Origin of the sequence: Streptomyces violaceusniger Tu 4113 (assembly GCF_000147815.2) — a bacterium.
Taxonomy (GTDB): Bacteria; Actinomycetota; Actinomycetes; order Streptomycetales; family Streptomycetaceae; genus Streptomyces; species Streptomyces violaceusniger_A.
On sequence record NC_015957.1, the window covers coordinates 9,870,738 to 9,892,617 of the forward strand.

The window sequence follows — 21,880 nt, forward strand, 5'->3', positions numbered from 1 at the left end:
GATGCGTCCAATGCACGGAATGCCGATAATCAATCCACTGCCGCATGAGCAAAGGTCAGGGGCGCCCGTGTCACGCAACAGTTACGAACACGACATTCCGGTGACAGCAGATGTCGAGGCGGAGTCCTGGGCCGCCGCCCTCACGCCGCGCCTCGCCCAGTTCGCCGCCGTCGCCCGCCATGAGCATGTGACGCGCGCCGCACAGGAGATGGGGGTGCCCCAGTCGACGCTCAGCCGGGCCATGGTCCGGCTGGAGGAGGACCTGGGCGTGGCGCTCTTCGCCCGCCGGGGCCGTACGGTGGCGCTCACCCCGGCGGGACGGACGTTCCTGCACTCGGTCGAACGGGCCCTCGCCGAGGTCGACCGCGCCGCCGAGTCCGTACGGGCCGACGCGGATCCGGCGGCGGGCCTGGTCTCGTTCGGCTTCCTGCACACGCTGGGGACCGAGACCGTGCCCGGTCTGATCCGGAGCTTCCGGGTGGACCATCCGCGAGTGCGGTTCCAGCTCGTCCAGAACTACGGCGAGGCGATGCTCGAACGGATGCGCGCGGGCGGCCTCGACCTGTGCCTGACCTCGCCGGTGCCGGACGCCCCCGACCTGGTCGCCCGCCGCCTGGACGAACAGCGGCTGCGGCTGGTGGTCCCCGACGACCACCGGCTGGCCGGGCGCCGCCGAGTCCGGCTCGCCGAGGCCGCCTCGGAGCTGTTCGTCACGCTGGAACCGGGCTACGGGCTGCGGCGCATCACCGATGCGTTGTGCGCGGAGGCGGGGTTCACGCCGCGGATCGCCTTCGAGGGCGAGGAGGCGGAGACGCTGCGCGGCCTGGTCGCGGCGGGCCTCGGCGTGGCCCTCCTCCCACCTCCTGCCGTCCCCCGCCCCGGGGTGGCGGAGCTGACCGTCACCGCTCCGCGCGCCGTCCGCGAGATCGGGGTGGCCTGGCTGGACGGGCACCCGGACACGCCGCCGGTGGCCGCCTTCAAGAAGTTTCTGCTGAGCCGGCGGGGTCAGTTGCTGACGTAGTGGGGGCGTGGGTGTGCGGGTGCGTGGTGGTTGCTGGGGTGCGCCTGCTGTTCGTGGTGGGTGCCGGGTGCGGGGCCTCCGGTGCGGCGCCCTGGACCGTATATTTACGGCGCCATTGGCCGGGGGCGTTGAGTTGGTCGGAGATTGGCGCCACAAATACACGTAAGCGTCCAGGACACCACCCCTGCGACCCCGCCCCCTCCCGCCGTCTCGCGGCCACCCGCCAGTGGCCTCCAGCCCCGGCCCGCCCGGCGTTCAGCCGGTGAATTCAGCCCCTCCGGCGTTTGAGGAGCGGGGTCCGGGGCGGAGCCCCGGCGGGGGTCTAGGGGGCGGAGCCCCTCGTTTCGGGAAGGGGTGAGGTGGGGGACTCTCCGCCGGAGGCGCCCACGGTCCGCACTCGGCGTCTGGCCGGGCCGAGGTCTTGGGCGGAGCCTCGGCGGGCGCCCGATCAGGCGATGCGTTCCAGCACGATCGGGGTGGTGGTGAAGTCCGTGTTGTGGGGGGCGTAGGTGACCGCGTCCTTCAGGGCTTCCAGGGCGTAGGCGAAGGCCGACGGGGTGTCGGTGTGGAGGGTGAGGAGGGGCTGGCCCGTTGTGACGCGGTCGCCCGGTTTGGCGTGGAGTTCTACGCCCGCGCCCGCCTGGACCGGGTCCTCCTTGCGGGCGCGGCCCGCGCCCAGGCGCCAGGCGGCCAGGCCGACCGCGTAGGCGTCGAGGCGGGTGAGGACGCCGTCGGCGGTGGCCGTGACGACGTGGTGTTCGCGGGCGGTGGGGAGCGGGGCGTCGGGGTCGCCGCCCTGGGCGGCGATCATGCGGCGCCAGTGGTCCATCGCCGTGCCGTCGGCCAGGGCCTTGGCGGGGTCGGCGTCCGGCAGGCCCGCCGCGTCCAGCATTTCGCGGGCCAGGGCCAGGGTGAGCTCGACGACATCGGCCGGGCCGCCGCCCGCCAGGACCTCAACCGACTCGCGGACCTCGAGGGCATTGCCCGCTGTGAGGCCGAGCGGGGTGGACATGTCGGTGAGGAGGGCGGTCGTCCGGACGCCGTGGTCATTGCCGAGGCCGACCATCGTGGTGGCCAGTTCGCGCGCCGAGTCGATGTCCTTCATGAAGGCGCCGGAGCCCACCTTGACGTCCAGGACCAGGGAGCCGGTGCCCTCGGCGATCTTCTTGGACATGATCGAGGAGGCGATGAGCGGGATCGACTCGACCGTCCCGGTGACATCGCGCAGCGCGTACAGCTTCTTGTCGGCCGGGGCCAGGCCCTCGCCCGCCGCGCAGATGACCGGTCCCACGTCGCGCAGTACGGCCAGCATGTCCTCGTTGGACAACTGGGCGCGCCAGCCGGGGATGGACTCCAGCTTGTCGAGGGTGCCGCCGGTGTGGCCGAGGCCGCGGCCGGAGAGCTGCGGTACGGCGGCTCCGCAGGCGGCCACGAGGGGGGCGAGCGGCAGGGTGATCTTGTCGCCGACGCCGCCGGTGGAGTGCTTGTCGGCGGTCGGGCGCGGCAGGGAGGAGAAGTCCATCCGCTCACCGGACGCGATCATCGCGGCGGTCCAGCGGGCGATTTCGGCCCGGTCCATGCCGTTGAGGAAGATCGCCATCGCGAGCGCGGACATCTGCTCGTCCGCCACCTCGCCGCGCGTGTAGGCGTCGATGATCCAGTCGATCTGGGCGTCGGTCAGGCGGGTGCCGTCGCGCTTGGCGCGGATGACGGAGATGGCGTCCATGGGGGCGGTACGGGGCCTTTCGTGTGCAGGGGGCCGGGGCGGCGCGCGGGCGTCAGCCGTGGGCGGCGGCGCGGCGCAGATCGGCGGGGCCGAAGGCGTCCGGGAGGAGTTCGGCGAGCGGGCGGATGCCCGTAAGGGTGTCCATCTGGAGCTCGGGGCCGCCGTGCTCCCACAGGAGCTGACGGCAGCGGCCGCAGGGCATCAGTACGGCGCCGGCGCGGTCACAGCAGGTGAAGGCGGTGAGGCGGCCGCCGCCGGAGGCGACGAGGGAGGAGACCAGGCCGCATTCGGCGCACAGCGCGACGCCGTACGCCGCGTTCTCCACATTGCAGCCGCTGACGGTGCGGCCGTCGTCGACGAGCGCGGCGGCGCCAACCGGGAAGTCCGAGTAGGGGGCGTAGGCCCGGGACATGGCGTCCCGGGCCTGTGCGCGCAAGCCCTCCCAGTCGGGGGCCGCCGCGGGCGTAGTGCTCATGTGCCCTGTCCCTTTCGATAGGGCCTGTTGTTCGCCTTGGGCATCCGCAACCGCTGTGAGGCGAGCCCCATGACCAGCAGGGTCACGATGTACGGCGTGGCGCTGACCAGGCCGCCCGGGACCGTGTCGGTCAGGGCGTACCACAGCAGCAGCGCGACGGCCGCGGCGCCGGAGGCCGCGCCCGCGACATAACTCTTGCGGACAATCCGCCAGGCCGCCAGCGCGGCGAGGCCGAGTGCGACCAGGAGCAGCAGGGCGTGGACGGTCGCCCCGCCGTTGCGCAACTGCAGGGCGTCGGAGTAGCCGAAGAGACCGGCGCCCATCGCGAGCCCGCCCGGCCGCCAGTTGCCGAAGAGCATGGCGGCGAGGCCGATGTAGCCGCGGCCGCCGGTCTGGCCCTCGTTGTAGATGTGCGAGCGGACGAGGGCGAGGAAGACGCCGCCGAGCCCGGCGAGGGCGCCGGAGATCACCACGGCCGCGTACTTGTAGAGGTAGACGTTGACGCCGAGGGACTCGGCCGCCGTCGGGTTCTCACCGCAGGACCGCAGCCGCAGTCCGAACGAGGTCCGCCACAGGGCGAAGAAGCTGCCCACGACCAGGAGGATGGAGACGATGGTCAGCGCGGAGATGTCGGTGACCAGGCCGCCGAGGATGCCGGCGACGTCGGAGACCAGGAACCAGTGGTGGTTCTCCAGGTCCGCGAGCCAGTCGGACAGTCCGGGGACGGTGAACGTCTGGATGGGGTCGACCTGCGGGGAGTTCTTCGGGGAGCCGCCGATGTCGGACAGCGGCTCGAACCAGCGCTTGGCCAGATAGGTGGTGGCGCCGAGGGCGAGGATGTTCATCGCCACACCGGAGATGATGTGGTCCACCCCGAAGGTGACGGTGGCCACCGCGTGGACCAGACCGCCGACCGCGCCGCCGAGGACGCCCGCGAGCACGCCCACCCAGGGGTTGGTCTGGTAGCCCGCCCAGGCGCCGAAGAAGGTGCCGAGGATCATCATGCCCTCGAGGCCGATGTTGACCACACCGGCCCGCTCGGACCACAGTCCGCCGAGGCCCGCGAGGCCGATGGGCACGGCCATGGAGAGCGCGGCGGCGATCTGCCCGGAGGAGGTGACGCGGTCGAAGTCCGCCTGCTGGGCGGCGTCGACGAACGCCCGCAGCACCGACAGCGCGACCAGCGCCCCGGCGACGATCAGCAGCACCTTGCCCAGGGACATCCGGGAGGCGGGCCCGTTCCCCTTGCCCGGCGCGCTTGTGCTCTTGGTGGTGGTCACCGTGGCACTCATGCCGGCACCTCCGTCTCCGTCTTGTCGATGCCCTTGTCGGCCCTGGCCTGGGCGGCGAGTTCCGCGCCGACCCGCTGCTGCTGGCGCCCCAGTCCGTAGCGGCGCACCAGTTCGTACGCGATGACGACACACAGGACGATCACGCCCTGCATCACGCCGACGATCTCCTTGTCGTAGCCCTCGAACTCCAGGCGGTTGGCGCCGCGCTCCAGGAAGCCCCACAGCACGGCGGCCAGCGCGATGCCGACCGGGTTGTTGCGGCCGAGCAGCGCGATGGCGATACCGGTGAAGCCGATGCCGGTGGGGAAGTCGGAGGTGAACTGGTGGGTGTCGTTGAGCAGGGTCGGCATGCCGATCAGACCGGCCATCGCGCCCGAGAGCACCATGCTGGTGAGCACCATGCGCTTGACGTTGACGCCGCTGGCCTGGGCGGCGGACTCGGAGCGGCCCACCGCGCGCAGATCGAAGCCGAACCGGGTGCGCCCGAGCAGGAACCAGAAGCCGACGCCCGCGAGCGCCGCGACGACGATGAAGCCCCAGATGGGGTCGAGGTCGCCGCCCGCCGGGAAGGTGAAGAAGTGGCTGGAGGACGGCAGCGGGTCGGTGGCCACGATGTTGGTCTGCTTGTCGAGGTCGGCCAGCCGCCCGTCCACCAGCAGATAGCTGATGACGATGCCGGAGAGGGAGTTCAGCATGATGGTGCTGATCACCTCGCTGACGCCCCGGTAGACCTTCAGCAGACCGGCGATGGACGCCCACATGGCGCCGACGAGCATGGCGACCAGGATGATCAGCGGGATCTGCACCAGCCCCGGCAGCTTCAGCGCCCCGCCGACCACGGCGGCGAAGAAGGCGGCGAGCCGGTACTGGCCGTCGACGCCGATGTTGAAGAGGTTCATCCGGAAGCCGATGGCCACCGAGAGCCCCGCCAGGTAGTACGTCGTCGCCTTGTTGAGGATGTAGACCTGGCTGTCGGCCTTCACCCCGTAGTCGAACATGATGCCGAAGGCGTTGAACGGCTCCTTGCCGGTCGCCAGCAGCACCAGCGCGGTCAGCACGAACGCGGCGGCGAGCGCCAGCACCGGGGCGGCGACCGCGAGCAGCACCCGCTCCTTGTCCAGCTTCTTCATCGGGCCTCTCCCCCGGTCGCGGCCTCGGTCCCGTCGTCGGCCGGGTGGTCCAGACGGCCGGAGGCGGCGCCGGTCATGGCCGAGCCCAGCTCCTCCGGGGTGATGGTGGCGGGATCGGCGTCGGCGACCAGCCGGCCGCGGAACATCACCCGCAGGGTGTCGGACAGGCCGATCAGCTCGTCCAGGTCGGCCGAGATCAGCAGCACCGCCAGGCCCTCACGGCGCGCGGTGCGGATCTGGTCCCAGATCTGCGCCTGGGCGCCCACGTCCACACCCCGGGTGGGGTGCGCGGCGATCAGCAGCTTGGGGTGGTGGCTCATCTCCCGGCCGACGATCAGCTTCTGCTGGTTGCCGCCGGACAGCGAGGCCGCGGTGACCTCGATCCCGGGGGTGCGGACGTCGTACTCGGCGACGATCCGCTCGGTGTCCCGCCGGGCGGCGGCCGGATTGAGCAGCCCGCCCTTGCTGTTGGGCACCTCGGTGACATGGCCGAGGATGCGGTTCTCCCACAGCGGCGCCTCCAGCAGCAGTCCGTGCCGGTGGCGGTCCTCGGGGATGTAGCCGATGCCGTCCTCGCGCCGCTTGCGGGTGGGCGCGTGGGAGATGTCGGCGCCGTCGAGGGTGATGGTGCCGGCGTCGGGGTCGCGCATGCCCATGAGGGCCTCGACCAGTTCGGCCTGGCCGTTGCCCTCCACACCGGCGATGCCGAGGACTTCGCCCTTGCGGATGGTGAGGACGATGTCGTCGAGCACGGCCCGCTCCACGCCGTCCACATCGGTGGCGGTCAGCCGCAGCGCGTCCACGACGAGCATCTCGGTGTCGGTGACGGTGGATTCGCGGGTCTCGGGCGAGGGCAGCTCGCTGCCGACCATCAGCTCGGCCAACTGCCGGGGGTCGGTCTCGGACGGCGTGACGGAGGCGACCGTGGTGCCGCGGCGGATGACGGTGATGTCATCGGCCACGGAGAGCACCTCGCCCAGCTTGTGCGAGATGAACAGCACCGTCAGGCCCTCGGACTTGAGCTCGCGGAGGTTGTCGAAGAGCGCGTCGACCTCCTGCGGGACGAGGACGGCCGTCGGCTCGTCGAGAATGAGCGTCCGGGCGCCCCGGTAGAGGACCTTGAGGATCTCCACGCGCTGACGGTCCGCCACCCCCAGGTCCTCCACGAGGACATCGGGGCGGACGCCCAGCCCGTAGGCGTCGGATATCTCCTTGATCCGGGCGCGTGCCCGGCCGCTGATGCCGTGCAGCTTCTCCGCGCCGAGGACCACGTTCTCCAGCACGGTGAGGTTGTCGGCGAGCATGAAGTGCTGGTGCACCATGCCCACTCCGCGGGATATGGCGTCCGCCGGGGAGTGCAGTTCCACCGTCTCGCCATCGATCGCGATGGTGCCCTCGTCCGGGCGCTGCATCCCGTAGAGGATCTTCATCAGGGTCGACTTGCCCGCGCCGTTCTCGCCCACGAGGGCGTGTACGGTGCCGCGGCGCACAGTGATGTCGATGTCGTGGTTGGCGACGACTCCGGGGAACCGCTTGGTGATTCCGTGGAGTTCTACGGCGACGTCGGTGACGGCACCGGCGGGAGCGCCCTTGGGTGGGCTGGCGGCTTCGATGGCGCACTCCTGAGGGGCGACGGAGGTGGGGCGGGCCGGGGCCGGACCGGCCGGATGTGCCACGGACCCGGGCGGACGCCCGGGGCGGCCGTACGGATCCGTGGCCCGAGGGTCAGTCCTTGTAGGTGTCGTTGACCTTGATCTGGCCGTCGACGATCTTCTTCTTGGCCGCCTCGATCTTCGGCTTGATGTCGTTGATGAACCCGCCGGAGTACGAGAGGGAGACGCCGCCGCGCTTGAGGTCGTAGGACTGGACGCCGCTCTCGGGCTTCTTGTCCTTGATGACGCTCTTGATGAAGTCGTAGACCGAGCCGTCCACGGTCTTGACCATGGAGGTCATGATCGTGTTCTTGTACTGGGCCAGGCCCTTGTCGTAGTACTGGTCGCCGTCGACGCCGATCGACCAGGTGCCCTTCTTGCCCGCGGTCGCCTCGATGGCGCCCGCGCCGGAGCCGCCGGCCGCGGAGAAGATCACGTCGACCTTGTTGGAGAGCATCCCCTCGGCGATGTCCTTGCCGCGGTCCGGCATGCCGAAGCCCTTGGCCGAGCCGACCTGCACCCACTGGACGTCCAGGGACGCCTTGGGGTTGGTGTCCTTCAGTCCCTGCTGGAAGCCGCCCGCGAACTTCTTGATCAGCGCGCTGTCGGTGCCGCCGATGAAGCCGACCTTGTTGGACTTGGTCTTCAGACCCGCGGCCACGCCGGCGAGGTAGGAGCCCTCGTGCTCGGCGGAGACCAGGCTGGCGACGTTCTTGGAGTCGACGACCGAGTCGACGATGGCGAAGTCGGTGTCCTTGTACTTCTTGGCGGCCTTGGTGAGCGAGGGGGTCCACGCGTAGCCGACGCCGACGACGGGGTTGTAGCCCGCCTCGGCGAGGCTCGCCAGCTTGTCATAGCGGTCGGCGTCGGTGTCGCCGTCCTTCGCCGTCAACTCCTTGCCCTTGACGTCGAAGTCCTTCAGGGCCTTGTCGTAGCCCTTGGCGGCGGAGTCGTTGAAGGAGTGGTCGCCACGGCCGCCGACGTCGTAGGCCAGGCCGATGCCGGCGTCCTTGCTTCCCTCTTCGGAGCTGCTGCCACACGCGGTGACGGAAAATGCGAGAGCCGCGGTGGCAATGCCCGCGACAGCTATCGTGGATACCCGGCGCACGAGGGTCCCCTCTGATGATCTCGAAGCGCCCCTTGCGGCGCTGGCTCCGCCGCATCGTAACGCGCGTAGATGCCAGATAAAGGCCCCCTCGGAAGCCGTTATCGGATCGTCGCGAACCTCTCGTGTCCGCCAGGTCTACACAATGTTTCGGGTGGGCAAAACGGCCGCGATTACGCCCAGTACGTCCCCGTATGAGACCTCCCGGACGAGGCTCCGGGGCCTGCGGCAGGGGTCTTGGAGGCTGGGCCGTCAGCGGCGAAGCCGCGCCCGGTACGGGGATCCGGGCCAGCCGGTCGGCCCACCCGGTCTACGGGGCCGCCCGGTCGGCAGCCGCCCAGCCTTCTGTGCGGGCCTGGGCGTGCAGGAAGTCCCCGGTGGGGCAGGCGCGGCTGTGGTGGCAGCACTCGCAGCCGACGGCGTGGTCGAGGTACCGGCGCCAGGCCGCAGGGGCTTCGGCTGGGTCGGATCCGCAGGCGGGGGCGCATGCCCACACCGGGTACGTCGTACGCGTTGCGCCATGGTCGACGGTGACGGTGCCCAGCAGCCGGTCGGCGACCAGGCGCGTCCCGCACAGGGCACAGCCCCAGCCGCCGAGCTGGCCGCGGGTGAGCGTGGCGGGGTCCAGCCCGGCCGCGGTTGTCGCGGGCTGCTTTGAGGCCATCACCGGGCCACCCTCGTTGCCATCTGGAGAACGGCGAGGAGAAACGCGGGCTCGGTCAGGTACCGGCCCGGGGCGAGCGGGACGCGCCAGTGGACACCTGGCCCCTCCGTCCGGTCCACGCCGGGCACGTAAATGAAGGTGGCAGAGCCGCGCAGTTCGACGCGGGGCAGCCGGCTCATGTCCCACAGGTCCGCCGCGCCGGGCTCGACCAACCAAGCCAGCCGCTTGCCGCCTGGGTCATCGATGACCGCGCCGGTCGCATCGCCGAGGAGCCGTAAGGCGTGCTCACCCAGGGCGCGTGGCACGTGGACCGCGTCCCACCACCTTCCGGCGGGCAGCATCCGCACGGAACAGTCGGCAGGCAGGGTCCAGGGCAGGGCGTTGGTCGGCATGATCGGGCTCCATGTACGGACAGTGTGCTGACCGTCACATCGTTCCGACGTGGCAAGGCCCGATTTCCCTAAGGTAGGGACGCCGGGGCCTTGACTTAGCGTGCCGAGTTAGCTACACGCCGCTCCATTGGGCGAACTCGCGCAACGAGTCCGTGGCCCGCTGCCGCGCGCGCAGCAGTGTCCCGACCGTCTCATGCACCTCCGGGTGGTACCGCGTCATCTGCGGCGCCACCTTCCGCGCCTCGCGCAACGAATCCAGCGCCTCGTCATGCCGCGCCGTCCACGCCTGCGACCGAGCCTTGTTGATCCAAAAATGGGCCGTCCGGTTCGGCGGATGCCCCTTTGGGAGACGCATATCCGCAACCTGACGCAGCGCCTCATCATGGTTGTCCACATCGTTGAGGTCAGAGACCGTACTCATCTGAACCCACCGAGGGCCGAACGACAACGCATGCAGGTCGACATCGCCCGTGAGCTGCGCAAGCTCGCGGGCCTGCTCCAGCCAGTCATCAGCCGTGCTGGTGTGCCCAGCGCGGCGAGCGTAGGTGACTCCCCGCAGTGCCAGAATGCCGCGCATCGCGCGCACCGGGCGGCTTCCATCGTCCTCAAGGTCCCGCAGCGCCTGGCGCATGAGCGCCACGCTTCTATCCGCCCGCCCGGCCGAACCATGAGTGATCGCAGCCCGCTCGAACCGCTCGATCGCCACCAGGCACGGGTCACCGGACTCACGTGCGGCAGAGCCCATGCGCGCCACGGCCAGCCGGGCAAGGTCGGCGTATCCCAGGCGATAAGCGATGCTCGCCGCCGTGCGCGACACCTCCGTCAGCAGCGCATACGCGCGTTCACGGTCCCTTCCCGGGCTGTCGTATCTGCGCACCACCGATGCCACTTCGGTGATCAGCCCCGGCAGCCCCTTTGCGGTCTCCGTGAAATTCGCCTCAAGACGCAGCCGAACCATCCTGGCAATCTCCGCCTCCAGACCCTCGATAGAGCGGGGCTCGGGCTCGTCATCGAGTTCGATGTCCCACGCTTCAAGGGCGCTGCCGATCGGAGAGACCATGGCGTCGAGCTGGTCTTTCTGAAGGATCTTGATGTACGGCTGCCCGTGCAGAACGGAGATGTCCACCGCGAGCGCCCGCGCGACCGCCGAGAGCACCGAGGCGCTGGCTGGCTGCTCGCCGTTCTCAACTCGGGAGAGCTGGCTGGTGGATACGTGGGCCCGTCGACCCAGCTCGGCGAGGGAGAAGTCTCGGATGGCGCGGAGTTCGCGGATGCGGGCGCCGATGTGCTGGTCGCTGGTTTCGGGCATATTGACCCCCATCGCATGGTGACACTCGCAAGGTACCCCCGGTTGGCTCTGCGGGTGCGGCCGATCGGCCCCATACCGATGGGGCCGTCGCGCCCGGAGTCAGTGCAGGGCCTCGATGGCCTTCAGGATCAACGCCCGCGCCTCGGCCCCGTATACGGCCATGCCGCGCAGCCGCTCGAACCTCTTCAGGTATTGGGCGAGTTCGCCGGGCTGAGTCACGTTCACCTCGGCGGTCACCAGCTCCACGGACACCGTTCGGTCGTCGTAGATGTGGAAGGTCTCCTCGGTCCAGTGCGTCCGCCGGGCCGCCATCGGGATGATCCCAAGCGACACCGCGGGTAGCGCGCCGGCAGTCAGCAGGTAGCCCAACTGGGCGACCATGGCGTCCGTGTCAGCGACCCGGCAATACAACACCGACTCCTCGATGACCAGGACGAAGCGGTGCCCCTGCTCGTGGATGATCCGGGACCGCTCGACCCGCGCGCGGGCCGCAGCCTCACTGTCATCGGCAGGCAGGTCGTGGACACTCGCGGCGATCCCGAGGACGGCCCGCGCATAGCCCTCGGTCTGCAGCAGGCCGGGAACCAGGGTGGAGGAATAGACCCGGAACAGTTCTGTGTCCTCGTAGAACTGCACCCGGCTGTCTTGAAGCTGCTTTAGACCGCTGCGGACTTGGTGGCGCCATTCCCGGTACTCGATGGACGGTTGGGGCATATCGTCTCCCTGTGTCGTCGTACGCCGATGTGCACCAAACTCGCCCGGCGGGGCCAGCTATCGATTGAGCGAGGGAGCTTTTATCGTGCCTGAGGTCAGTGCAGGGCTTCGATAGCCTTGAGGATCAACGCCCGCGCCTCGGCCCCGTACACGGCCATGCCGCGCAGTTGCTCGAATGCCTTCACGTACATAGCGATCTCCGACGGCTGGGTGACGTTCACCTCGGCGGAGAGCAACTCGACGGACACCAGCGTGTCATCGTGCACGTCGAATGTCTCCTGAGGCCACAGAACCCGCTCGCGCGTCCCAGCCGGGATGATGCCGAACGACACCTGCGGCAGGGCCCCTGCGGTCAGCAAGTAGCCCAGTTGGGCAGCCATCGCGTCCGCATTGCCGAGCTGGTAATACAGCACGGCCTCCTCGATGAGGAACACGTAACGGTGCCCCGGCTCGTGGATGACCTGCGACCGCTCCAGGCGGGCCGCCGCAGCCTCCGCCCCGTCATCGAGGACCTCAAGAAACCGGGCATTCATCGACAGCAGCGCTCTCGCGTAGCCGTCCGTCTGCAACAGGCCGGGGACCAGGACTGGCGAATAGACGCGCAGCAGTTCCGTGGACCGGTACAGCTGGGTGTAGCTGTCCTGGAGCTTGGCCAGACCGGTGCGCACGCGGCGCCGCCACTCCCGGTACAGGGACTGGGCGTGCTGCGAGGCCGCGATCAGGTCCACAGCCTGGTCGAGAGCATCGGCTGCGCGGCACCACAGGCGAATGTCCGTTGGTGAGGGCGGAGTGCGGGCGTTCTCGATCCGGGACGTCTTGGCATGGTGCCAGCCGCACCGGGAGGCCAGCTCAGTGACCGTCAGTCCGGCATTTCTCCTCAGGTCGCGCAGCTGGCGCGCCACGTTCTCGCGGGCGGCTTGGGCTGAGGACGACGGTGAAATGGTCATGAGCTGGCCGTGGAGCTTCCTGTCAGTGGATCTCGTATTGGTCGTGAGGGATCGCGCGGTCCCACACCGCGTCGAACGCGTCCGAGCACTGTTTGACGACGACCGGCTCGGTCCGCAACTCCATGTCACGGTCGGCCCAGTTGCCATCTCCGGTGAAGTGGTTGAACAGCACCTGCGTTCCGTCGAAGAGCCACAGGTCTGCGCCCGGAAGCATCAGGTCGACGGCCCGGCGGCGGGGAAGCCACCGCACCTGCTCGCCTGCGGCGACGTTCACGACGGTCCCAGCATGCTCGTAGCGGATGTAGTCGGTGACCGGCTCGGACACGATGCGTGCTCGGCGCACCACGAGGCCGCGAGCGACCGCCCGGGAGACCATGTCGGTCCACGGCGCCCAGTACTCGGAGGCAGGGTCGACGTCCCGACGCCCAGTGGCCAGCCAGGTGTTGAAGTCGTGGGCTTCATCGCCGACGGCGTACTGGTCGCGCATTTCAAGGTGCACTGCTGAATGCTGTGCGGCCCGGAACAGTTCATCAAAGCTGAGCGCGTTCTGCGACATCGCATGCCTCCCTCAGGACCGGGATCAGGCGAGCCGGGATGCGGATGACCGTTTCGTGCTCGGGAATACCAGGCGCGTGCCCCGGCGCTGGCGTCTGGACGCACTGGGTGCGGGTGGCGTCGTCGGCGGTGTAGCCCTGGATCACGATGTCCGCAGTCTCCTGGTCCACCCAGGCCGTGGGTGATCCGTTCTTGCCGGTGTCGGGATCGATCCCGATGAACTGTAAGGGCATGGTCGTCTCCCGTGCCGTCTTCGTGCGCTGATGTGCACCACACTCGTCCGACGGTGGGGGCTCGTCAAGGGAGCAAATAAGCCTTGCAGCACGATGGAATCCTGCGCGCACATCCATGCACATCGCTGGCTGTGCCGCACGTCTCACTCCTAGCGTCGGCGCGTAGACGAAAGCCCGGCGAGGTGGCGGAGCCTCCCTGGGCACGGCCAACGCCACAAGGAGCGCCAGCATGGCCACTTCTGCCACCCGTCCACCGACCAGCGAAGCGCGGCACCAACGCCCCCTCGGCATCCGGACGATGCGCGCCAGCGCGCGCCGTCTGCTCGCCGAGGACGCCGAGCTCCCCTCCACGGATGAAGTGGAGACGCTCACCCTCCGGCTGCGCGGGCACATCATGGTCGCCGTCCCCGAAGTCGAGCAGATGGTCGGCACGCTCCCCAGGGACGACACCCGGCGCGCCTGCGCACGCGCCTGCATCGGCGAGGCCCGCATGCGGATGCGCCTGGAACCCGGCGCCACGCTGCCCGCCCGGATCGCACACGCCCAGCGGCTCGCCCGCTCCGTCAACGCCCTGTGCGACCACTACGAGAACCTCGGCGAGAGCTGACCGTGCCATCCCACATCGAGAGGCAGCGGCGCGACGAGGGCAGCAGCTACGGCCACACGCAGAGGGTCATCGTCCATGACGACGAGAACACCACCCCGTGCGAGACGGGCCCCCAGCCCCGCGAGGAGTGGCGCGCGGCCCTGGAGCACGCAACGGGCTGCCTGGCCTGCCGAACGCCCGGCGCCGTCTGCTCGGAGGGCGGGCGGCTGCTGCGCACCTATGAGGAGGCTGTGCGGCAGGCCCGGTCGGGAGGCGGCGGATGAGCCATCGTCGCCAGCCTGCTGCCGGGCGCGCCGCGCTGCTCGTCTTCCGTACCGCCCGGATGGGCCTGCTGCTCGGCTCGATCCCCGCGCTGCCGGCGCTCGCGGTCTACCTCTGCTTCGCGGGCACTCCGGCCCCCTAGACCGGGTGGGCTGCTGGTGTTCCGGGCCCCGTACCGGACGACGGCGCCAGCGGGCCACCCTCCAAGACCCCCTGCCGGTCGGCACGAGCCGACGTTGTCGGTGGCCGCGTCGGCACGAGACGCGCGGCCACCGACAAGGCAAGGGATGAAGGGACTCCGGTACCGGCCTGCACCGCCGGGCCGGAGTCCCGTCCAGGAAGGCTCGCCCCGCCTCCCGCTTGCAGGCCAGTGGCCGGGACGAGCATCGCGCCATCGCGCGGGGACACCCCTGCGCGCGTGAACCCACAGGAGGTCCCATGCGATTACAGCACGCCGTCGTCCGCCACGACCCGGAGGACGGCGACACCATGCCGGACAGGGACGCCCCGACCCCAGGCGGCCAAACGCCCGGCGACTCGGACGACGGACGCCAGTACGCGAGGTAGCCCGCGTCCGACGGCACAGGCAAACGGCGGCCCGCCCGGAAGGCGGGCCGCTCCCACCACGCAGGAGATCCCCCGGATGACCGCACCACTCCCGCCCATGCCGAGCCACTGGCACTGCTACCGCTGGACCGGAGAACGCCGCACCTACGACGACGAATCCGTCCGGCGGCCACCGCACCTCCTCGTGCAGGACATCTCGCCCCAGGAGTGGAAACAGATCGCGGCGGCCAGCCCCGCCTTCATGGCCAGCGAGGTGCCTCCACTTGAGGTGCCGCACTGGCTGCTCCGCCCGGCCAGAATGATCAAGGCCAGCTTCGAGGCACCGGACAAAGCCTCCGCCTGGTACAGAGATCAGATCACCGAGTTAAGCCCTTCCTTCCTCACCGACCATGACAAGGACCCCGCCCGGCAGGCCGAGCGGTTCGCGGCGGCGGACGACCGGCTCATCTGGGGCGGGGATGTCGTAGGCGGCTGGTACCTCCGAGGCACCGGATTCGCCTCGATCCAGGTCGTCGCATGCAGCACGAACCGCACCCGCCCGACGATCCCGTGCCCGATGGGCCGCGGGGCCGGTTCGGGGACAGGCTGAGGCCCGGCGTTCCCGGCGTTCCCGGGGAACAGCCCGAGATCTGCGACCAGCTTGCCGAATGCCTGATCAGCGGCAGCGCGAGCGGTGTGGCAGGCGGCCGGACGAGGTCGGGCCCCAGGCCGGACAAGGGGGCGTACTTCAGATGCGCCGGGCGGTCCGGTGCGAGCGCGGCCGGCGATGCCGGGGCCGGGCGGCGTATCCCACCCGGCCGCGAGGGCTATGCGTTCCGGTCGAGCAGGACGGCGGCCGTGAACAGCTCCACGCCCACCGCGATGGCGCCCTCGTCCACGTCGAAGTCGCCCACGTGGAGGTCGCGCCGGGTGGTGTCGCCGACCGCGCGGACGCCCAGCCGGGCCATCGCGCCGGGCACCCGCTCCAGGTACCAGGAGAAGTCCTCGCCGCCCAGCGACTGTTCGGTGTCCTCGACCGCGTGCGCGCCGCGGCGGGCGATCATGGCGTCCCGCAGCAGCTCGGCGGAGCTCGCCTCGTTGACCACCGGCGGGACCCCGCGGATGTAGTTGATCTCCGACTTGGCGCGGTGCAGGGTGGCGATCTCGTCCACCGCGGCATGGACCAGGTCGGGGGCCTCGCGCCAGGCGGGCAGGTCCAGGCAGCGGACCGTGGCGGACAGCTCGGCGTGCTGCGGGATCACATTGCAGGCGTGGCCCGACGCCACCCGGCCCCAGGTGACGGCCAGCCCCGAGCGGGCGTCGACCCGGCGGGCCAGCAGCGCGGGCACCTCGGTGATCACCTTGGCGGTGGCGGTCACCAGGTCGGTGGTCAGATGGGGGCGCGCGGTGTGGCCGCCCGGCCCGTCCAGCGAGATCTCCAGCCGGTCGCAGGCCGAGGTGATCGGCCCGACGCGCAGCCCGATCCGGCCGACCTCGACCTTGGGGTCGCAGTGCAGCGCCAGGATCCGGCCGACGCCGTCCAGCACGCCGTCCTCGATCGCGTCGGCCGCGCCGCCGGGCAGCACCTCCTCGGCGGGCTGGAACAGCAGCCGCACCGGACGCGCCAGACGTCCCTCGCGGGCCAGCTCGGCAAGAACCAGACCGGCGCCGAGCACCACGGTGGTGTGCACATCGTGGCCGCAGGCGTGGGCGCGGTCGGCGATGGTCGAGCGGTAGTCGACCGTCTTGGTGTCGGGGATGGGCAATCCGTCGATGTCCGCGCGCAGCGCCAGCAGGGGCGCTACGCCATCGCGCGGGCCGATGTCACAGATGAGGCCGGTGCCCGAAGGCAGCACCCGCGGCTCCAGTCCCGCCTGCTCCAGCCGCGCCTTGATCGCGGCGGTGGTGCGGAACTCGCAGTTGCCGAGCTCGGGGTGCATATGTACATCGCGCCGGAAGGCGATGAGTTCGGCACGCAGCTCGTCGGGGAGCGTGCCGGGCAGGGCCGGCGCTTCGGCGGGTGTGGCATCGGTCGCATCGAGGGACATCAATTGCTTCACCTGAAGAAGCGTAGAACGCCAGGTGGGCCCGCCGAATGTCGATCAACAAAAATTCAATCTGTTCGGGTACGCAAAAGTACCCGGCCCGGTGCATGATCCCCCTAGTCAGGGGGTATAACAGCCGGTTTTGCGGCCGGTCGCGGGTGAGAAGCGCCACACGGCCGTACGGGCGACGAGCTCAGGACGCGGCGACCGGTGCCGCGGGCGAACCCGGACTCCCCGGCGGGGCCGGATCCCTCGGCGGGATCGAACCCTTCGGCGGAGCCGGGTCCGTCGGCGGCACCGAGCTGAGCCGGCGCACATCGCGGGCCGTCCCGGTGACCCCGGACAGAAAGCCCTGGGCGCGCGGGGAGGCGTTGCTGGTCAGCCAGGCGGGGTCCACATCGCAGACCGCGACCTGCACACCGGTGCCCACGAGCGCCAGCGGCAGGGTGTGCACCACGGTCGAGGGGAAGCTCACGATCGTGTGGCCGATGGGGCCTCGGCGGGCTATCAGCTCGAGCGGCAGATCGGGCCGTACGATCTCAAGCCCCACCTCGTGCGCGACCCGGCTCAGCTTCTCGGCACTCTCGCGGCGGTGCGCGAAGTAGCGGGTGGCGCCATGGGCACGGGTCAGCGAGCCGACCGCTTCCAGATAGCGCTCCAGGTCCACCACGCCCGTCTCCACCAGGGAGGTGCCGACCAGGTCGGTGCCGCCGGTGAGCCGGGGCGGGCCGAAGCGGGCCCGGGTCCAGGCGAAGTCGTTGGCGGTGATGGTGACCCCGTCGGGCGCCTCCACCGGCATCGAGCTGAAGACCTCGACCCGGCGCTTGGCACCCGGGGTGAGCCGGCGCCGCGCGGTGGCGGAGACCGGCGCGAACACCAGGTCGCGCGGCCCCCGGTTGCCGCGCCGGTGCCAGCGCACCAGGGGCTCGCCCTTGGCAAGCTGGGAGATGAACTCCATGGTGGCCGTGCCGTCGTCCACCACGACCAGGTCCTTGGCGCGGGTGAGGGTCAGCAGGAGCTGGACATAGCGGGAGAACGGATCGCCTATCACTATCCGCGCGGCCCGGCGCAGCGGTCCGCGCAGCCCGCTGATCGTCTTGACCGGCGCACCGGCCCCGCCCCGCGCGTCCTCCCAGCGCACGGCGAAGCCCTCGTCGCGCGCCAGCTCGGCCATCCGGCGCAACTGGCCGCGGGTCATCGGGTCGTGCGGGGAGAGCACCACCACGGTGAGGTCCTGGGGCGCCGTGGCCTCCGGGCCCTGGGCGCGCTGGGCGTCGGCGTACGCCCACTCCAGCACGTTCAGGAGCTGAACCGGGCTCTCGACGAAGGCGAGTGTGGCCGGAGGGGCAAGGGGGGCAGCGGAGACCATCGCACCGTCCAAAGGCAGGGCCCGGACGCGGCGGGCAGCCTCTGACGCGTCAGAGGTGCCCGCCGCATCCGGGCGAGGGCCGGGCACACCGGCCGGAGGATTCACGGCAGAGTGGCTCAGACCGCGGCGGGCTCGCGGTCGGCGGAGTCGGACTCGGCGACGACGCCCGCGACACGGCGGAGCTTCTTCATCGGGCCGAGCTCGCTCTCGTAGACCTTCTTGACGCCGTCACCGAGGGACTCCTCGATGGTGCGGATGTCCCGGACCAGCCGCGTCAGGCCCTGCGGCTCGACGGAGGCGGCCTGGTCCGAGCCCCACATGGCGCGGTCGAGGGTGATGTGGCGCTCGACGAACGCGGCACCCAGCGCGACGGCGGCCAGCGTGGTCTGCAGACCGGTCTCGTGGCCGGAGTAGCCGATCGGCACGTTGGGGTACTCGGCCTGCAGCGTGTTGATCACGCGCAGGTTGAGCTCCTCGGCCTTGGCCGGGTACGTGGAGGTGGCGTGGCACAGCAGGATGTTGTCGCTGCCCAGCACCTCCACCGCGTGGCGGATCTGCTTGGGGGTGGACATGCCCGTCGACAGGATGACGGTGCGGCCGGTCGCCCGCAGGGCGCGCAGCAGCTCGTCGTCGGTCAGCGAGGCGGAGGCCACCTTGTGGGCCGGGACGTCGAACTTCTCCAGGAAGGCGACGGCCTCGGTGTCCCACGGGGAGGCGAACCAGTCGATGCCGCGCTTCTTGCAGTGCTCGGAGATGGCGGTGTACTCGTCCTCGCCGAACTCCACGCGGTGGCGGTAGTCGATGTAGGTCATCCGGCCCCAGGGGGTGTCACGCTCGATGTCCCACTGGTCGCGGGGGGTGCAGATCTCCGGGGTTCGCTTCTGGAACTTGACCGCGTCACAGCCGGCCTCGGCGGCGACGTCGATCAGCTTGAACGCGTTCTCCAGGTCGCCGTTGTGGTTGATGCCGATCTCACCGGTGACGTAGACCGGGTGGCCGGGGCCGGCGATCTTGTCGCCGAGGGTGCGGAGGCGAGAGTTGGAGCTCACTTAAGACAGTTCCTTTCCGAGAATCCACGAGGCGATCTCGCGGATCGCGCCGTCCCCTCCGGGGGTGGAGGTGACCGCACGTGCAGCGCCGCGCACGACGTCGTGCGCACCTGCGACCGCCACGGGCCAGCCGACAAGGCCGAAGCACGGGAGGTCGTTGACGTCGTTGCCGACGTAGAGCACGCGCTCCGGCGCGATGCCCTGCTCCTCGCACCATTGCTTCAGTGCGAGATCTTTTCGGTCGATGCCGTGGAGCACGGGGACCTGGAGTTTGCGGGCCCGTGCGGCGACGACCGGGTTCTTTTCCGTGGACAGGATCAACAGCGCCAGCTCAGCGCGGCGCAGGGCGGCGATCCCGAGCCCGTCGCCGCGGTGCACGGCCACGAGTTCGCGTCCTTCGGAGTCGACCAGCACCCTGTCGTCGGTCTGGGTGCCGTCGAAATCGAGTACCACCGCGTCGATGTCGTCACGGGTGGGGAGGGCGCCCGGCCGCTCGGCGTCGAGCAGCGGGGCGAGCGCGCGGGCGCGGGCCAGATCGTGCGGATCGTCGATCTCCAGCACCCGGGCGGGGTCGGTGCGCACCAGGTCGGTGCGGCCGAAGAAGCGGTGCCCGGCCTCGCGGAAGCCGCGGGCGTCCATCGCGTAGGCGGCGCCGGTCTCCAGGAAGTCCTGGGGGCGGTCCTGGCGGCGCGGGCGGTAGGACTTGTCGTGGTTGACGCCGTCGCCGCCGTCCGCCGCGGGGTTCTCGCCCTCGCGCCAGACGAAACCGTGGAAGGGGGCCACGGTCAGGGCGGTGTCGGCGCCCTTCTCGGCGACCGCGGCGGCCACTCCGTCGATGTCCTCGCGGATGATGAACGGGCTGGTGCACTGCACCAGCAGGACCACGTCCACGGTGGTGTCGTGCGACGCCTCGTACGCGTCCATGGCGTGGATCACCGCGGCCTCGCTGGTGGCGGTGTCTCCGGCGATGTCGGTGGGCCGCTGGATGACCACGGCGCCCGCACCGCGGGCGGCGGCGGCGATCCCGGCGTCGTCGGTGGAGACGACCACGTCGGTCACCAGCCGGCTGGCCCGGCACTCCATGACGGCGCGAACGACCAGCGGCACGCCTCCCACGGCGGCGAGGTTCTTCGCGGGGACGCCCTTCGACCCGCCACGGGCGGGGATCACGGCGAGCACACATGGGCTCGGGGCGGTCATGGCGGCTCCTTCAGGGGTTGCAGAGGTGATCGAGGCCGTCCCGGCCTCCTCTTGGTTCGCGCGCACGTCGCTCACAGCCGTCTTTTCGCTCACAGCTCCCCCATCCGCCGGATGACGGGGGCCACCCGCTGCACGCCGTGGCGGTAGGCACCGCGGGCCGCTTCGCGCATCGTGTTGCGCACCACCCGCCGCAGCGCCGAGACCTGCGCCTCGTCCTCGGCCGAGGCCCCGGGGCGGGGCGAGCCGTCCGGCTCGAAGCCGTACCGGGCGAGCCGGCCGGGCAGATAACCGGGCGCGGTGGTGGGGGTGTAGAAGGGGGCGAGCGGCGGGAGGGTCGGTGCGGCGGCCAGCTCGGCGACCCGGTCCCGCGCGGCGTCGAACCAGGTCTCGTACGGCCCGTCGGCGGCGACGCCCTGGCGGCCGAGCCACTCGGCGTTCGGCTCCGGCAGGTGCCCGGCGTCGAGCTGGTCCCAGGAGGCGAGACAGCCGGAGCCGAGGAAGTGGTGGTTGCCGAGCGTCTCCCGCACCCCGAGGTCGGTGAGGACGGCGGTCGGTATGGAGCGGTGCAGCGACTCCAGGGCGGCCGTGGAGCTGACCGTGACCAGCAGGTCCGCGGTGTCCAGGACCTCGCCCATGTTCCCGTAGGCGAGCCGGAAATTGGCGGGCAGATCGTCGCCGAACTTGGCGATCAGCTTCTGGTAGGGAAGCTCTTCGATATGCGTGGTGTGCTCGCCCGGCTTGCTGCGCAGCTTGACCACGACCTCGCGGTCCGGATGGCGGCGCGCGTGCTCCACCGCGCGGCGCAGCAGATAGGTGCGGTCGGCGCGGTTGTCCGGAACGGACGGCTGGACGGCGAAGACGACCGTGCCGCCGGGGTACTTCCGCGCCAGCCGCGCCTTCGGGTCGTAGCGGTCGCCGCCGAGGAAGGGCAGCGCGCATTCGACGACGCTGTTCCCGTCGGCGCCGACGCCCGTGTAGACGTCGCGGAAGCGGTCGGCGTCATGGCGGGAGTTGGCCAGCACCACATCGGCGCCGTGGCGCAGCAGCAGCCCGTCGGCCAGCTTCTCGTAGACGACACCGACATAGCCGGTGACGACCACGGGGCGGCGCTCGTCGGCCTGCCAGGCGTGGCGCAGTCCGTGCAGCATGGCCTGGACGGCGCCGCCGACCAGGGAGAGCACGATCACGTCATAGCGCTCACGGTCCACGGCCCGTGCGAATTCCACGCCCGTGACCTCGCGCATCGCGTCGGCGCGCACCCCGACCTCGGTGAGCTGTCGGGCGGTCGGCGTGGCGCGGCCGCGCAGCAGGAAGCCGTCGAGACGGCGGCCCGAGGCTGAACCCGATTCGTCCGGTACGAGGCGATGCGCGGTGAGCGCGCCCCATTTCCACCGGGTGTCGGAGTCGGCGAGCACGGCGACTCGCACAGAGGGATTGGTACGTGAGGACACGTCGCAGACGCTAGGAAGCGTTGTCGATTCACGGCCCAACGCAAGTGCAACAAAGGGTTAACAGAACGTCGACGATTGGAGAATCGGCTGGCTGGAGTGGCGGGTTAACCGTTCCGACGTGTTTCGTTCACCTCTAC

The 21,880-nt window shown here is 70.5% G+C and carries 23 protein-coding genes and 1 pseudogene; 6 read left to right on the plus strand and 18 right to left on the minus strand.

What is annotated here, in order from left to right; translation table 11 throughout:
* Positions 1 to 37 precede the first annotated feature (37 nt).
* Entirely contained in the window at positions 38 to 1,021 is a 984-nt protein-coding gene (locus STRVI_RS40325; protein WP_078505893.1) for a LysR family transcriptional regulator, read from the plus strand.
* Between the two features lie 448 nt (positions 1,022 to 1,469).
* Here STRVI_RS40325 and STRVI_RS40330 read toward each other — a convergent pair whose 3' ends face one another.
* From STRVI_RS40330 to STRVI_RS40390, 13 genes and pseudogenes are all read right to left on the minus strand, one after another.
* Positions 1,470 to 2,747, minus strand: coding sequence for a thymidine phosphorylase (locus STRVI_RS40330; protein WP_014061324.1), 1,278 nt, complete (start codon positions 2,745 to 2,747; stop codon positions 1,470 to 1,472).
* Positions 2,748 to 2,799: 52 nt separating this feature from the next.
* A complete protein-coding gene (locus STRVI_RS40335) occupies positions 2,800 to 3,222 on the minus strand; it encodes a cytidine deaminase (RefSeq protein WP_014061325.1) in 423 nt (140 codons plus the stop codon).
* Positions 3,219 to 4,514: an ABC transporter permease gene (locus tag STRVI_RS40340; RefSeq protein WP_014061326.1), complete on the minus strand. Its 1,296-nt coding sequence runs from the start codon at positions 4,512 to 4,514 to the stop codon at positions 3,219 to 3,221. Before STRVI_RS40340 ends, STRVI_RS40335 begins: the two co-directional genes overlap by 4 nt.
* Positions 4,511 to 5,644, minus strand: a complete 1,134-nt coding sequence (locus STRVI_RS40345; RefSeq protein ID WP_014061327.1) for an ABC transporter permease — start codon at positions 5,642 to 5,644, stop codon at positions 4,511 to 4,513. The genes STRVI_RS40340 and STRVI_RS40345 overlap by 4 nt, the downstream gene beginning before the upstream one ends.
* The gene (locus STRVI_RS40350; protein ID WP_014061328.1) at positions 5,641 to 7,320 is read right to left on the minus strand and encodes an ABC transporter ATP-binding protein; all 1,680 of its coding nucleotides are present in this window, start codon (positions 7,318 to 7,320) and stop codon (positions 5,641 to 5,643) included. Before STRVI_RS40350 ends, STRVI_RS40345 begins: the two co-directional genes overlap by 4 nt.
* 49 nt (positions 7,321 to 7,369) lie before the next feature.
* Complete coding sequence (locus STRVI_RS40355; RefSeq protein ID WP_014061329.1) at positions 7,370 to 8,404, minus strand: BMP family lipoprotein; 1,035 nt, start codon at positions 8,402 to 8,404, stop codon at positions 7,370 to 7,372.
* 307 nt (positions 8,405 to 8,711) lie between these two features.
* Positions 8,712 to 9,065 carry a hypothetical protein gene (locus STRVI_RS40360; RefSeq protein WP_014061330.1) on the minus strand — a complete coding sequence of 118 codons (354 nt, stop codon included), beginning with the start codon at positions 9,063 to 9,065 and terminating at the stop codon, positions 8,712 to 8,714.
* Complete coding sequence (locus tag STRVI_RS40365; RefSeq protein ID WP_014061331.1) at positions 9,065 to 9,457, minus strand: hypothetical protein; 393 nt, start codon at positions 9,455 to 9,457, stop codon at positions 9,065 to 9,067. Before STRVI_RS40365 ends, STRVI_RS40360 begins: the two co-directional genes overlap by 1 nt.
* Positions 9,458 to 9,569: 112 nt before the next feature.
* A complete protein-coding gene (locus STRVI_RS40370; protein WP_043241385.1) occupies positions 9,570 to 10,766 on the minus strand; it encodes a helix-turn-helix domain-containing protein in 1,197 nt (398 codons plus the stop codon).
* Between the two features lie 99 nt (positions 10,767 to 10,865).
* Positions 10,866 to 11,459: pseudogene (locus tag STRVI_RS40375) on the minus strand (DUF5753 domain-containing protein); the annotation flags it as partial.
* Positions 11,460 to 11,575: 116 nt separating this feature from the next.
* Entirely contained in the window at positions 11,576 to 12,427 is an 852-nt protein-coding gene (locus STRVI_RS40380) for a helix-turn-helix domain-containing protein (RefSeq protein ID WP_014061333.1), read from the minus strand.
* A 22-nt stretch (positions 12,428 to 12,449) separates the two neighbouring features.
* Complete coding sequence (locus tag STRVI_RS40385; RefSeq protein WP_014061334.1) at positions 12,450 to 12,983, minus strand: DUF6879 family protein; 534 nt, start codon at positions 12,981 to 12,983, stop codon at positions 12,450 to 12,452.
* Entirely contained in the window at positions 12,958 to 13,215 is a 258-nt protein-coding gene (locus STRVI_RS40390; protein WP_014061335.1) for a hypothetical protein, read from the minus strand. The genes STRVI_RS40385 and STRVI_RS40390 overlap by 26 nt, the downstream gene beginning before the upstream one ends.
* Before the next feature lie 229 nt (positions 13,216 to 13,444).
* Between STRVI_RS40390 and STRVI_RS40395 the strand changes: the two genes are divergently transcribed.
* The 5 genes from STRVI_RS40395 to STRVI_RS40405 all read left to right on the plus strand — a co-directional run bounded on the left by STRVI_RS40395 (position 13,445) and on the right by STRVI_RS40405 (position 15,239).
* Positions 13,445 to 13,822 carry a DUF6415 family natural product biosynthesis protein gene (locus STRVI_RS40395; protein WP_014061336.1) on the plus strand — a complete coding sequence of 126 codons (378 nt, stop codon included), beginning with the start codon at positions 13,445 to 13,447 and terminating at the stop codon, positions 13,820 to 13,822.
* A gap of 2 nt (positions 13,823 to 13,824) precedes the next feature.
* On the plus strand, positions 13,825 to 14,085 hold the full coding sequence (locus tag STRVI_RS40400) for a hypothetical protein (protein ID WP_014061337.1): 261 nt from the start codon (positions 13,825 to 13,827) through the stop codon (positions 14,083 to 14,085).
* Positions 14,082 to 14,225, plus strand: coding sequence for a hypothetical protein (locus tag STRVI_RS53175; protein ID WP_014061338.1), 144 nt, complete (start codon positions 14,082 to 14,084; stop codon positions 14,223 to 14,225). Before STRVI_RS40400 ends, STRVI_RS53175 begins: the two co-directional genes overlap by 4 nt.
* Before the next feature lie 296 nt (positions 14,226 to 14,521).
* Complete coding sequence (locus STRVI_RS55795; RefSeq protein WP_014061339.1) at positions 14,522 to 14,650, plus strand: hypothetical protein; 129 nt, start codon at positions 14,522 to 14,524, stop codon at positions 14,648 to 14,650.
* 76 nt (positions 14,651 to 14,726) lie between these two features.
* Positions 14,727 to 15,239 carry a hypothetical protein gene (locus tag STRVI_RS40405; protein WP_014061340.1) on the plus strand — a complete coding sequence of 171 codons (513 nt, stop codon included), beginning with the start codon at positions 14,727 to 14,729 and terminating at the stop codon, positions 15,237 to 15,239.
* A gap of 217 nt (positions 15,240 to 15,456) precedes the next feature.
* Here the strand turns inward: STRVI_RS40405 and STRVI_RS40410 are convergent, their stop codons facing one another.
* The 5 genes from STRVI_RS40410 to STRVI_RS40430 all read right to left on the minus strand — a co-directional run bounded on the left by STRVI_RS40410 (position 15,457) and on the right by STRVI_RS40430 (position 21,707).
* Positions 15,457 to 16,677 carry an amidohydrolase gene (locus STRVI_RS40410; RefSeq protein WP_014061341.1) on the minus strand — a complete coding sequence of 407 codons (1,221 nt, stop codon included), beginning with the start codon at positions 16,675 to 16,677 and terminating at the stop codon, positions 15,457 to 15,459.
* Between the two features lie 190 nt (positions 16,678 to 16,867).
* Positions 16,868 to 18,043: a hypothetical protein gene (locus STRVI_RS40415; protein ID WP_014061342.1), complete on the minus strand. Its 1,176-nt coding sequence runs from the start codon at positions 18,041 to 18,043 to the stop codon at positions 16,868 to 16,870.
* 116 nt (positions 18,044 to 18,159) lie between these two features.
* On the minus strand, positions 18,160 to 19,092 hold the full coding sequence (locus tag STRVI_RS40420; protein ID WP_014061343.1) for an N-acetylneuraminate synthase family protein: 933 nt from the start codon (positions 19,090 to 19,092) through the stop codon (positions 18,160 to 18,162).
* Positions 19,093 to 20,292 carry an acylneuraminate cytidylyltransferase gene (locus STRVI_RS40425; RefSeq protein WP_014061344.1) on the minus strand — a complete coding sequence of 400 codons (1,200 nt, stop codon included), beginning with the start codon at positions 20,290 to 20,292 and terminating at the stop codon, positions 19,093 to 19,095.
* An 89-nt stretch (positions 20,293 to 20,381) separates the two neighbouring features.
* Positions 20,382 to 21,707, minus strand: coding sequence for a DUF6716 putative glycosyltransferase (locus STRVI_RS40430; RefSeq protein ID WP_014061345.1), 1,326 nt, complete (start codon positions 21,705 to 21,707; stop codon positions 20,382 to 20,384).
* Positions 21,708 to 21,880 lie beyond the last annotated feature (173 nt).